The sequence below is a fragment of the Tenacibaculum aquaeponti genome (assembly GCF_057221555.1).
Map to the genome: position 1 here is coordinate 996403 of NZ_CM170147.1, position 14245 is coordinate 1010647.

The 14245-nt window shown below is 37.5% G+C and carries 5 protein-coding genes (1 of these 5 cut by a window edge); 1 reads left to right on the forward strand and 4 read right to left on the reverse strand.

Features of this window, described 5'->3' with window-relative positions; translation table 11 throughout:
• The 3 genes from AC2TEO_RS04450 to AC2TEO_RS04460 form a co-directional block, all read right to left on the reverse strand.
• Window positions 1–10462, reverse strand: the beginning of a protein-coding gene (locus tag AC2TEO_RS04450; RefSeq protein ID WP_442266954.1) for a cadherin-like domain-containing protein. 17090 nt of this gene lie to the left of the window's left edge; the window shows 10462 of its 27552 coding nt (coding positions 1–10462); it begins with the start codon at window positions 10460–10462; its stop codon lies beyond the left edge, outside the window.
• 505 nt (window positions 10463–10967) lie between these two features.
• Window positions 10968–12104 carry a cysteine desulfurase family protein gene (locus AC2TEO_RS04455; RefSeq protein ID WP_442266955.1) on the reverse strand — a complete coding sequence of 379 codons (1137 nt, stop codon included), beginning with the start codon at window positions 12102–12104 and terminating at the stop codon, window positions 10968–10970.
• A 30-nt stretch (window positions 12105–12134) separates the two neighbouring features.
• On the reverse strand, window positions 12135–12683 hold the full coding sequence (locus AC2TEO_RS04460) for a DUF8465 domain-containing protein (protein ID WP_442266956.1): 549 nt from the start codon (window positions 12681–12683) through the stop codon (window positions 12135–12137).
• 106 nt (window positions 12684–12789) lie between these two features.
• Here AC2TEO_RS04460 and AC2TEO_RS04465 point away from each other — a divergent pair, with 106 nt between their 5' ends.
• Window positions 12790–13425, forward strand: a complete 636-nt coding sequence (locus tag AC2TEO_RS04465; RefSeq protein ID WP_442266957.1) for a low molecular weight phosphatase family protein — start codon at window positions 12790–12792, stop codon at window positions 13423–13425.
• 22 nt (window positions 13426–13447) lie between these two features.
• On the opposite strand, the gene ppk2 is transcribed toward AC2TEO_RS04465, so the two are convergent.
• On the reverse strand, window positions 13448–14227 hold the full coding sequence (gene ppk2, locus AC2TEO_RS04470; RefSeq protein ID WP_442266958.1) for a polyphosphate kinase 2: 780 nt from the start codon (window positions 14225–14227) through the stop codon (window positions 13448–13450).
• Between the last annotated feature and the right edge of the window lie 18 nt (window positions 14228–14245).

A 14245-nucleotide genomic window follows, 5' to 3' on the forward strand; every position in this document is an offset into this window, starting at 1 on the left:
TTGGATCGGATGGGACAGCATTGATCGTTAAACTAACTACTGTACTCTCACAACCCGTTACTGTATTAAGTACCGTTACCGCATAATCTCCTGGTGCTAAGCCTGTAAAATCACCAGTGGTATTGGTTACCGCCGCAACTACTGGACTTGTTCCTGTTACCTCATATACTTCATCACTTCCTAAACTTGGAGCCGTAATATCAATTGTTCCTGTTGGTACTGTACAAGTAGGTTGTACTGTAACACTTGCCGTTGGGGCACTTGGATCGGATGGGACAGCATTGATCGTTAAACTAACTACTGTACTCTCACAACCCGTTACTGTATTAAGTACCGTTACCGCATAATCTCCTGGTGCTAAGCCTGTAAAATCACCAGTGGTATTGGTTACCGCCGCAACTACTGGACTTGTTCCTGTTACCTCATATACTTCATCACTTCCTAAACTTGGAGCCGTAATATCAATTGTTCCTGTTGGTACTGTACAAGTAGGTTGTACTGTAACACTTGCCGTTGGGGCACTTGGATCGGATGGGACAGCATTGATCGTTAAACTAACTACTGTACTCTCACAACCCGTTACTGTATTAAGTACCGTTACCGCATAATCTCCTGGTGCTAAGCCTGTAAAATCACCAGTGGTATTGGTTACCGCTGCAACTACTGGACTTGTTCCTGTTACCTCATATACTTCATCACTTCCTAAACTTGGAGCCGTAATATCAATTGTTCCTGTTGGTACTGTACAAGTAGGTTGTACTGTAACACTTGCCGTTGGGGCACTTGGATCGGATGGGACAGCATTGATCGTTAAACTAACTACTGTACTCTCACAACCCGTTACTGTATTAAGTACCGTTACCGCATAATCTCCTGGTGCTAAGCCTGTAAAATCACCAGTGGTATTGGTTACCGCTGCAACTACTGGACTTGTTCCTGTTACCTCATATACTTCATCACTTCCTAAACTTGGAGCCGTAATATCAATTGTTCCTGTTGGTACTGTACAAGTAGGTTGTACTGTAACACTTGCCGTTGGGGCACTTGGATCGGATGGGACAGCATTGATCGTTAAACTAACTACTGTACTCTCACAACCCGTTACTGTATTAAGTACCGTTACCGCATAATCTCCTGGTGCTAAGCCTGTAAAATCACCAGTGGTATTGGTTACCGCCGCAACTACTGGACTTGTTCCTGTTACCTCATATACTTCATCACTTCCTAAACTTGGAGCCGTAATATCAATTGTTCCTGTTGGTACTGTACAAGTAGGTTGTACTGTAACACTTGCCGTTGGGGCACTTGGATCGGATGGGACAGCATTGATCGTTAAACTAACTACTGTACTCTCACAACCCGTTACTGTATTAAGTACCGTTACCGCATAATCTCCTGGTGCTAAGCCTGTAAAATCACCAGTGGTATTGGTTACCGCCGCAACTACTGGACTTGTTCCTGTTACCTCATATACTTCATCACTTCCTAAACTTGGAGCCGTAATATCAATTGTTCCTGTTGGTACTGTACAAGTAGGTTGTACTGTAACACTTGCCGTTGGGGCACTTGGATCGGATGGGACAGCATTGATCGTTAAACTAACTACTGTACTCTCACAACCCGTTACTGTATTAAGTACCGTTACCGCATAATCTCCTGGTGCTAAGCCTGTAAAATCACCAGTGGTATTGGTTACCGCCGCAACTACTGGACTTGTTCCTGTTACCTCATATACTTCATCACTTCCTAAACTTGGAGCCGTAATATCAATTGTTCCTGTTGGTACTGTACAAGTAGGTTGTACTGTAACACTTGCCGTTGGGGCACTTGGATCGGATGGGACAGCATTGATCGTTAAACTAACTACTGTACTCTCACAACCCGTTACTGTATTAAGTACCGTTACCGCATAATCTCCTGGTGCTAAGCCTGTAAAATCACCAGTGGTATTGGTTACCGCCGCAACTACTGGACTTGTTCCTGTTACCTCATATACTTCATCACTTCCTAAACTTGGAGCCGTAATATCAATTGTTCCTGTTGGTACTGTACAAGTAGGTTGTACTGTAACACTTGCCGTTGGGGCACTTGGATCGGATGGGACAGCATTGATCGTTAAACTAACTACTGTACTCTCACAACCCGTTACTGTATTAAGTACCGTTACCGCATAATCTCCTGGTGCTAAGCCTGTAAAATCACCAGTGGTATTGGTTACCGCCGCAACTACTGGACTTGTTCCTGTTACCTCATATACTTCATCACTTCCTAAACTTGGAGCCGTAATATCAATTGTTCCTGTTGGTACTGTACAAGTAGGTTGTACTGTAACACTTGCCGTTGGGGCACTTGGATCGGATGGGACAGCATTGATCGTTAAACTAACTACTGTACTCTCACAACCCGTTACTGTATTAAGTACCGTTACCGCATAATCTCCTGGTGCTAAGCCTGTAAAATCACCAGTGGTATTGGTTACCGCTGCAACTACTGGACTTGTTCCTGTTACCTCATATACTTCATCACTTCCTAAACTTGGAGCCGTAATATCAATTGTTCCTGTTGGTACTGTACAAGTAGGTTGTACTGTAACACTTGCCGTTGGGGCACTTGGATCGGATGGGACAGCATTGATCGTTAAACTAACTACTGTACTCTCACAACCCGTTACTGTATTAAGTACCGTTACCGCATAATCTCCTGGTGCTAAGCCTGTAAAATCACCAGTGGTATTGGTTACCGCTGCAACTACTGGACTTGTTCCTGTTACCTCATATACTTCATCACTTCCTAAACTTGGAGCCGTAATATCAATTGTTCCTGTTGGTACTGTACAAGTAGGTTGTACTGTAACACTTGCCGTTGGGGCACTTGGATCGGATGGGACAGCATTGATCGTTAAACTAACTACTGTACTCTCACAACCCGTTACTGTATTAAGTACCGTTACCGCATAATCTCCTGGTGCTAAGCCTGTAAAATCACCAGTGGTATTGGTTACCGCCGCAACTACTGGACTTGTTCCTGTTACCTCATATACTTCATCACTTCCTAAACTTGGAGCCGTAATATCAATTGTTCCTGTTGGTACTGTACAAGTAGGTTGTACTGTAACACTTGCCGTTGGGGCACTTGGATCGGATGGGACAGCATTGATCGTTAAACTAACTACTGTACTCTCACAACCCGTTACTGTATTAAGTACCGTTACCGCATAATCTCCTGGTGCTAAGCCTGTAAAATCACCAGTGGTATTGGTTACCGCCGCAACTACTGGACTTGTTCCTGTTACCTCATATACTTCATCACTTCCTAAACTTGGAGCCGTAATATCAATTGTTCCTGTTGGTACTGTACAAGTAGGTTGTACTGTAACACTTGCCGTTGGGGCACTTGGATCGGATGGGACAGCATTGATCGTTAAACTAACTACTGTACTCTCACAACCCGTTACTGTATTAAGTACCGTTACCGCATAATCTCCTGGTGCTAAGCCTGTAAAATCACCAGTGGTATTGGTTACCGCCGCAACTACTGGACTTGTTCCTGTTACCTCATATACTTCATCACTTCCTAAACTTGGAGCCGTAATATCAATTGTTCCTGTTGGTACTGTACAAGTAGGTTGTACTGTAACACTTGCCGTTGGGGCACTTGGATCGGATGGGACAGCATTGATCGTTAAACTAACTACTGTACTCTCACAACCCGTTACTGTATTAAGTACCGTTACCGCATAATCTCCTGGTGCTAAGCCTGTAAAATCACCAGTGGTATTGGTTACCGCTGCAACTACTGGACTTGTTCCTGTTACCTCATATACTTCATCACTTCCTAAACTTGGAGCCGTAATATCAATTGTTCCTGTTGGTACTGTACAAGTAGGTTGTACTGTAACACTTGCCGTTGGGGCACTTGGATCGGATGGGACAGCATTGATCGTTAAACTAACTACTGTACTCTCACAACCCGTTACTGTATTAAGTACCGTTACCGCATAATCTCCTGGTGCTAAGCCTGTAAAATCACCAGTGGTATTGGTTACCGCTGCAACTACTGGACTTGTTCCTGTTACCTCATATACTTCATCACTTCCTAAACTTGGAGCCGTAATATCAATTGTTCCTGTTGGTACTGTACAAGTAGGTTGTACTGTAACACTTGCCGTTGGGGCACTTGGATCGGATGGGACAGCATTGATCGTTAAACTAACTACTGTACTCTCACAACCCGTTACTGTATTAAGCACCGTTACCGCATAATCTCCTGGTGCTAAGCCTGTAAAATCACCAGTGGTATTGGTTACCGCTGCAACTACTGGACTTGTTCCTGTTACCTCATATACTTCATCACTTCCTAAACTTGGAGCCGTAATATCAATTGTTCCTGTTGGTACTGTACAAGTAGGTTGTACTGTAACACTTGCCGTTGGGGCACTTGGATCGGATGGGACAGCATTGATCGTTAAACTAACTACTGTACTCTCACAACCCGTTACTGTATTAAGCACCGTTACCGCATAATCTCCTGGTGCTAAGCCTGTAAAATCACCAGTGGTATTGGTTACCGCTGCAACTACTGGACTTGTTCCTGTTACCTCATATACTTCATCACTTCCTAAACTTGGAGCCGTAATATCAATTGTTCCTGTTGGTACTGTACAAGTAGGTTGTACTGTAACACTTGCCGTTGGGGCACTTGGATCGGATGGGACAGCATTGATCGTTAAACTAACTACTGTACTCTCACAACCCGTTACTGTATTAAGCACCGTTACCGCATAATCTCCTGGTGCTAAGCCTGTAAAATCACCAGTGGTATTGGTTACCGCTGCAACTACTGGACTTGTTCCTGTTACCTCATATACTTCATCACTTCCTAAACTTGGAGCCGTAATATCAATTGTTCCTGTTGGTACTGTACAAGTAGGTTGTACTGTAACACTTGCCGTTGGGGCACTTGGATCGGATGGGACAGCATTGATCGTTAAACTAACTACTGTACTCTCACAACCCGTTACTGTATTAAGCACCGTTACCGCATAATCTCCTGGTGCTAAGCCTGTAAAATCACCAGTGGTATTGGTTACCGCCGCAACTACTGGACTTGTTCCTGTTACCTCATATACTTCATCACTTCCTAAACTTGGAGCCGTAATATCAATTGTTCCTGTTGGTACTGTACAAGTAGGTTGTACTGTAACACTTGCCGTTGGGGCACTTGGATCGGATGGGACAGCATTGATCGTTAAACTAACTACTGTACTCTCACAACCCGTTACTGTATTAAGTACCGTTACCGCATAATCTCCTGGTGCTAAGCCTGTAAAATCACCAGTGGTATTGGTTACCGCCGCAACTACTGGACTTGTTCCTGTTACCTCATATACTTCATCACTTCCTAAACTTGGAGCCGTAATATCAATTGTTCCTGTTGGTACTGTACAAGTAGGTTGTACTGTAACACTTGCCGTTGGGGCACTTGGATCGGATGGGACAGCATTGATCGTTAAACTAACTACTGTACTCTCACAACCCGTTACTGTATTAAGTACCGTTACCGCATAATCTCCTGGTGCTAAGCCTGTAAAATCACCAGTGGTATTGGTTACCGCCGCAACTACTGGACTTGTTCCTGTTACCTCATATACTTCATCACTTCCTAAACTTGGAGCCGTAATATCAATTGTTCCTGTTGGTACTGTACAAGTAGGTTGTACTGTAACACTTGCCGTTGGGGCACTTGGATCGGATGGGACAGCATTGATCGTTAAACTAACTACTGTACTCTCACAACCCGTTACTGTATTAAGTACCGTTACCGCATAATCTCCTGGTGCTAAGCCTGTAAAATCACCAGTGGTATTGGTTACCGCTGCAACTACTGGACTTGTTCCTGTTACCTCATATACTTCATCACTTCCTAAACTTGGAGCCGTAATATCAATTGTTCCTGTTGGTACTGTACAAGTAGGTTGTACTGTAACACTTGCCGTTGGGGCACTTGGATCGGATGGGACAGCATTGATCGTTAAACTAACTACTGTACTCTCACAACCCGTTACTGTATTAAGTACCGTTACCGCATAATCTCCTGGTGCTAAGCCTGTAAAATCACCAGTGGTATTGGTTACCGCTGCAACTACTGGACTTGTTCCTGTTACCTCATATACTTCATCACTTCCTAAACTTGGAGCCGTAATATCAATTGTTCCTGTTGGTACTGTACAAGTAGGTTGTACTGTAACACTTGCCGTTGGGGCACTTGGATCGGATGGGACAGCATTGATCGTTAAACTAACTACTGTACTCTCACAACCCGTTACTGTATTAAGCACCGTTACCGCATAATCTCCTGGTGCTAAGCCTGTAAAATCACCAGTGGTATTGGTTACCGCTGCAACTACTGGACTTGTTCCTGTTACCTCATATACTTCATCACTTCCTAAACTTGGAGCCGTAATATCAATTGTTCCTGTTGGTACTGTACAAGTAGGTTGTACTGTAACACTTGCCGTTGGGGCACTTGGATCGGATGGGACAGCATTGATCGTTAAACTAACTACTGTACTCTCACAACCCGTTACTGTATTAAGCACCGTTACCGCATAATCTCCTGGTGCTAAGCCTGTAAAATCACCAGTGGTATTGGTTACCGCCGCAACTACTGGACTTGTTCCTGTTACCTCATATACTTCATCACTTCCTAAACTTGGAGCCGTAATATCAATTGTTCCTGTTGGTACTGTACAAGTAGGTTGTACTGTAACACTTGCCGTTGGGGCGGTTGCTGTCTCATTTACTGTAATATTAATTGTTGAACTATCATCTCCACAGCCTCCAGGCGAAGCGACAGTATAAGTTATTGTAACAGAACCAGCTAAAACACCAGTTACAACTCCTGATGAATTAACTGTAGCAATTGAAGTATTTGAACTACTCCAAACTCCACCACTATCACCTGTTGTTGATATAGTTACAGAAGAAGAAACGCAGACTAAAAGATCTCCACTTAATGTTCCTGCATCAGGAGCATCTGGAGTTATCACATTAATTGTTGTTCCTTGACCTTGATCTCCTCCAATATCAGCTGTACCTCCATTATTAACTAAAACTGGTACTCCATTAGCGTCAACACTTCCTGATATTCTATCATCACCTGTTAATTCAGATTGATTTACATTCTCATCACCTTCAACAGCATCAGGACACCCATCATTATCTGAATCTAAATCTAAGTGGTTTGGTATACCATCTCCATCCGTATCTAGATTACAAAATAAATTCGCAAAAGGTAAATCTTGTCTTGAGATAGTTCCTGGTAATTCATAATCAAGATCTAATGATTCAGCGCCACCATTCTCATAAAAAAGGACTTCTATTTCATGTAATCCTGTAGTCAAAAAGTAAGAATTTGAAACAGTTAACAGAGCATGATCTCCATCATTATCTATTACTTCTGTTCCATTTATATATAATTTAGATCCATCGTCAGAAGCTAAATAAAAATTATAATTACCTGCTGTTACAATATTCAAATAGCCTTTAAATCTTAAACCGTATGAATTATTATCAGCTGGTATTGAAGCAATGATAGCATCTACATCAAAAGAATTAAAAGTTCCTGAAGCATCAGGACTTGAAGTAGGAATATTATCTACAGTTAATCCAGTAGGTACTCCATCATAATATTCATAAGAAATACTTCCTGAACAAGATGCTAACTCTTCTGTATCTAAAATACCATCATTATCATCATCTAAATCTGTTACATCAGGAATTCCATCTCCATCTGAATCTTTTCTTACAAATAAAGTTGCGCTATTTGTAATATCTAGACACGTATTATCTGTATGTGAAACTACTAAGAAATATTCTGTATTATCTAACCCTGTTACATCAACAATATTTAACGTATTAGTATTTTCTCCACTATAATTTGGATCAGAAGCACTTATAATAGTCCCTCCTGAACTCGGATCTCCTATATACCATTGATAATTAATACCCGAATTAGCGTTACCAATAGTTCCATAAACTGGTGTTCCAGAAGTATAACTTGTTGCGCTTGATGCTGTTGCTGAAGTTATTGAAAAAGAAGTACTGGATCCTTCCACAATTGTTTGGTCTACAAAAGCTGTTGCATTTACAGATAATTCAACTGCTATATATTCTCCTCCTCCTGTAGATACCCCATCATAACCTCCTGTTCCTCCTGTAACTAAGCCTGATCCATTAAAACCGGTTCCATCTAATCTACCATCAGCTGGAGAAACATCTATCCCTCCAGACTCTATTGCGTCTGAACAACCATCTCCATCAGAATCTAAATCTAAGTGATTAGGAATTCCATCTCCATCTGTATCAATTGGACAAGTAGGTGCACCTCCTCCTATGTTGGCTGTTTTAACAAATCTTACGTCTAACGCGGTATTTATAATGTGTTCTTCAACTACTAAAACACTTAAAACATCACCTGCATTAAGTGTTAAACCAGTAATTTGAGTACTATAACTACCATCTTGTGCAAATGAAGAATAAGCATTTTGAGCTTGATATTGCTTAACCCCATTTATATAAAGGAAAATATGATCATCTCCATGATCTATATCAAAATTATATATACCTGCTTCTGTTTGATTAATTGTCTTAGAAAATAAAATTGCAGCATCATTATCTAAACCATCATTTGGTATAGTTCCTCCTGAATAATTAGAAACATCACCATCTGTTGAAGTTAATAGATTGTATGGATGCTCAGCAAAATCTATACTAAAACCATTCGGTGTTAAATCAAATTCATCATAATCAAAAGTAGCAAGTTGAGAAAAACCAGTTACTGGAAAAGTTGTTGTACTAGAAAGTACACTCCATGAATTTTGACCTGAAATTCCGTCATAAACCTTAACACTGTATCCTTCTATAATTGCAGTAGCACAAGAACCCGTTTCTTCTTCATCCAATATACCATCATTATCATCATCTAAATCACAACCATCAGGAATAGAATCTGAATCAGCATCAACTGTATCATCAAAACCATTACAAATATCACTTACGTTTGGCACTCCATCTCCATCATCATCACATTGATTATCAACAGTGGATATATCAGTTGAAGTACCTACCGTTTGTCCAGATCCAACAAGAGTTGGAACTCCATTTCCATCTACTCCACTTATAATTCGTCCAGAACCATCTACTTGAGTAAGTGTTAATGCCCCTCCTCCTTCAATTGCATCAAAACAACCATCGCCATCAGAATCTTCATCTAAATAATCTGGAGTACCATCGCCATCTGTATCTTTATCTATAGCTGCACAAAATGAAAAATCTCCAAATGCTAAACCTTGATTACCTGAAGGTGTAGCATTAACATTTCTATATCTTAATTCGAACTGAATTACCCAAGCTTGAATACCATTAAGAACAAAATCAACATCAGTTCCTCCTCCAGTAATTGTATTTCCTGAAACAGTTTGACTTACATCTGCTGTATATTCAGACGGATCTAAGGTATGAGTAGAACCATCTGCTAACGTAATAATAACATCTATTTGATCTGTAAAATTACCCCCTGTATCTACATCAAAAATTGTAAATGCTAAATCAAAAACAGGTTGATCAAATATAAATCTCTGTATAGACTCACCTGTCCCAGGGGTTAACGAACTTTGAAGTAAGGTATAAATACCATCTCCTGCTGGTCCATAAACATCATTAATTCTATATTGTTGGTTAGCAAATGCAGTTGTAACTTCTCTTTGCAAAGTTACCCCTACACCATTAGTACTTGTTAAATTAGGACTTGTTAAAGGATCTTGCCCATTTGTTAAAACAGTTCCTCCAGAACTATCACCAGAAGTATAATATGTACTCCAATCGATAACAACTGTACCTGAACACGTACCTAATTCAACAAAATCTAAGATACCATCATTATCATCATCTGCATCTACTGAGTTATCATAAGCATCTCCATCTGTATTAGGATAAACAGGGTCTGCAGGAGATGGATAAATAGAAGCAACCCACCCTGCCCTTGTTTCAATATTATCTGAAGTAAACACAAAATGTAATTGAGTTCCTATTGAACTTATAAAGCCTGTAGGAGGAGGGAAATCATCACAAAATTGCCCTAATAAAGTACCTGTATTATCACTACCATCGTAAATAGACAATAAATCATAACAGCTACCAAATCCTGTACTCTCAACAGAAAACGAACTAAAATCAACCACAAGTGGACCACCAGTTGTTGAAGTAAATGTGATTGAATGATTTTCGTTATTTGTGTAATTAGCACCAGCTCCACCTGTATCTGTAAATGTTATAGTACCAGACACATTTTGATCTGCATCCGCTATAGTTACTTGTGAAAAAACTTGTGAAAAAGACACAAAAAACAATAAAGCAAAGAACAACCTCACTTTTGGGGATTTAAAAGGGTAAAAGTTTCTCATTATGATAACTTCTGATTTGAAAACTTACTTAACTATACTCTTAATCAGCTATCAAATATTAAAAAAATGTAAAAAAATCTTATATATGAAAATATGTAGAGAAGTAAAAAATATTTCCCTCCGTATAATTATCTCAAAGTAAAGACCCTTATTACAAGTTATTAAACTTGAAAGCGGGGGGAACATATTTCGTATGCAAATATATAATTAAAAAATATATTACCTACTATTTTTTTTAGAAACTTTTATTTTAAAAAAGTCACTTTTTAAAACAAAAAAATAATTCATTTAAGGCATCAATCAAAAATCAATCAGAAAACTCAACAATAAGTTAAAGTATTTTTAAAGAAATAAAAATTCAATCATAGTGAAATAACTAAAAACTATTTAAAAAATAATTCGAATCATAAAAAACTATAAAAGAAAATTAAAATTAGACCTTTTAAGAGGTTTAAAAAAAACACCAACCCACTCGTAAAACATCTCTTAAAAAAACAGCAGAAATCTAAGATATTAACCTTTTTAGTTTTTCAACAATAAAATCCACCTCTTCTTTAGTAGAAAACTTACTAAAAGAAAAACGAACAGATGATTTTTGAATTTCCTCTTCATTTAGGATTTCAACAAGTACATGTGATTTTTTTGAGGCTCCACTTTGACACGCACTTCCCCCAGAAGCAAAAACACCGTTCAAATCTAAATTGAATAATAACATTTTATTTTCAACAGGAAATCTTACATTTAAAATTGTAGATGATGACTTTTCTAAATCTTGCGAAACCCCATTGAATAAAACGTTTGGAATTTCATTTCCCAATTCAGAAATAAAGTGTTGTTTTAACATTTTAATCTTTATCATATCACTATCTAAATCAGACAACGAAATCTCTAATGCCTTTTGCATACCTAAAATTGAATGTAAATTTTCTGTCCCAGATCGCTTTCCTTTTTCCTGACCTCCACCAAAAAACATCGATTTAAAAGAAAGATTCTTCCTTACATAAAGAAAACCAACACCTTTAGGTCCATGAAACTTATGTGCACTAGCCACTAAAAAATCAATATTCAACTTCTTTAAATCAATATGAAAATGACCGACAGCCTGAACAGCATCGGTATGAAAAAAAGCATTATTTTCTCTACACAGCTCGCCCACCTTTTCAACAGGTAAAATATTACCAAGCTCATTATTCACCCACATTAAACTAACTAAAGTTAATCTTTCACCTTTAGTTAATTTTGTTTTTAAATCTTCTAGATCAACTTCTCCTTTATCATTAAGTTCAACATACTCTATTTCAAAATCATACGTTTTATTCAACTCTAACAAAACATCCAAAACAGCATGATGCTCTATCTTTGAAGTAATAACACGTTTTACATTAAGGTTTTCTATAGCATTTCGTAACACCAAATTATTAGCTTCAGTTCCTCCTGAAGTAAACACAATTTCAGCAGAAGAAACATTTAAAAAACCTGCTATTTTTTTTCTAGCAGTTTCTAAAACAACCTTAGCCTTTCTTCCCATTTCATGAATAGAAGAAGGATTACCATAGTTATTATTCATTGACTCCATCATCACATCTACCACTTCTTTCAGCATTGGTGTAGTAGCAGCATTATCAAAATAGACTTTTTTCATACCTTATATATAATGTACAAAAATACAGATTTATTGATTCTGATACACATAAACCTCCGTTGCTCCTAATCCATATTTTTGATAAGACGCATCATAAAACTTAACAGGATACCTATTTAATAAATAATGTAGCTCAGATTTTAAAACACCTTCACCAACCCCATGAATAAAAATAATTTTAGAAATCTTCTTTTGAATACAATATTCTATTTTTCGTTTAGCCGTATCAATTTGAACAGAAAGTATATCATAATTATCCATTCCTTTCCTAGACTTTACTAATTTTTCTATATGCAAATCGACCTCCATTACAACTTCATTTTTATTTTTAATGAATGAAGTTTTCTTTTTATTACCAGCATCTACAGTTTCTTTTTGCCTTAAAAATCGATTATCATTTTTAGAATATCCAGATATTTTATTTTGCTCTACACCTATCTTCACTAAATCTGAAGAAACAAACCACATTTCCATTCCATCGTCTGTCCTAATAAGAACTTCATCTTTATTAATTTTAACCACAACACCTTTAATAACATCATCTAAAACAGCTACTTTATTACCAATTCCTAAACACATAGTTAACTTTAAATTAAAAAAAAGATACAGATCTCTTTATTACTTTTGTACTTAATAAATAATAGCAAAAATACACTTATAGTCCCCTTAAAACACTATTAAAATAATGATAAAAACTACTAATTTCGAAACTAAAGTTTTTTTTGAAGACTCCAAGAAAGATTTAATTGTTTCAGAAGAGAGGAAAGATTTATTGTATTCAATCGCAGACAAGATTGCAGAAGAATTAGAGGACAGAGACAAAATCAACCTAAATTTTATTTGCACACATAATTCTAGAAGGAGTCAAATGGCACAAGTTTGGTCTTTTTTCGCTATAGAATATTTTAAACTTAACAACATTTTTGCTTATTCAGGCGGAACTGAAACCACTGCTTTTCATAGAAACACAGTAAAATGCTTACAAAAAACAAGTTTTGATTTTAGCGTTGAAGATTTTTCTCATCAAAATCCTTTATATTTAATTTCATTTAAAGGATCTAAAAAATCTATTAAGGGCTTTTCTAAAACTTACGACAATCAAAATAATGATTACCCATATTTAGCTATAACTACCTGTGATGATGCCGATGAAAACTGCCCTTTTATTCCAGATGCAATTCATCGATTTCATTTACCATATACAGACCCTAAAATAGCTGACAATACAGATATTCAAAACGAAAAATATTTAGAAACTAGCAAAAAAATTGCTGGTGAATTATTTTTAGTTTTTGAAGAAGTAAAAAGATTACTTTCTTAAAAGTAATCTTTTTTATCATTTTTTAAATCTCAGTATTTTTATCATAAGGAATACTATCTAGGATATGTTCTATACATTCTATTCTAGCTTCTGTTTTCCTATTAGCTCTTATGATTTTCCATGGCGATAATTCTGTATTCGTTTTTTTAAACATTTTCTTTTTATACACCGTATAATTATCCCAAAGTTCTTGAGCTCTTTCATCTACACGAGTCATCTTCCATTGCTTAAGAGGATCATTTTTAATATCATCAAAACGTTTTTGTTGTTCCTTTTTAGAAATAGACATATAAATTTTCACTAAACGAATTCCTGATTGTAAAATCATTTTTTCAAATCCGTTTACCTGCTTCATAAAAACTTTATATTCCTGTTCTGAACAAAAACCGTTTACCGGTTCAACTACTGCCCTATTATACCAACTTCTATCAAACAACACCAACTCTCCAGCTTTTGGAAATTGTTCTACATAACGCTGAAAATACCATTGTGTTTTTTGCTCTTCGGTCGGCTTTGGTAAAGCCACAATTCTCATATGACGTGGATTTATCCTTTCTGTTATTCTTCTAATCGCACCGCCTTTTCCAGCTGCATCTCTACCTTCAAATAAAATTATAATCCTTTCGTTATGCTCAATTGCCCAAGTTTGCAACCTAATTAACTCAACCTGTAATTCTTCAAGTTTATGCAGATAATTAACATATCTTAATGCTTTATCTATATTATATGGTTCTCTTGAAAGTATAGCTTTAAGCCCATCTTTTGAACTTAAATTTTCCACATCCCTTTCTGATAGATTCATTTTAGAATTCCTTTTACT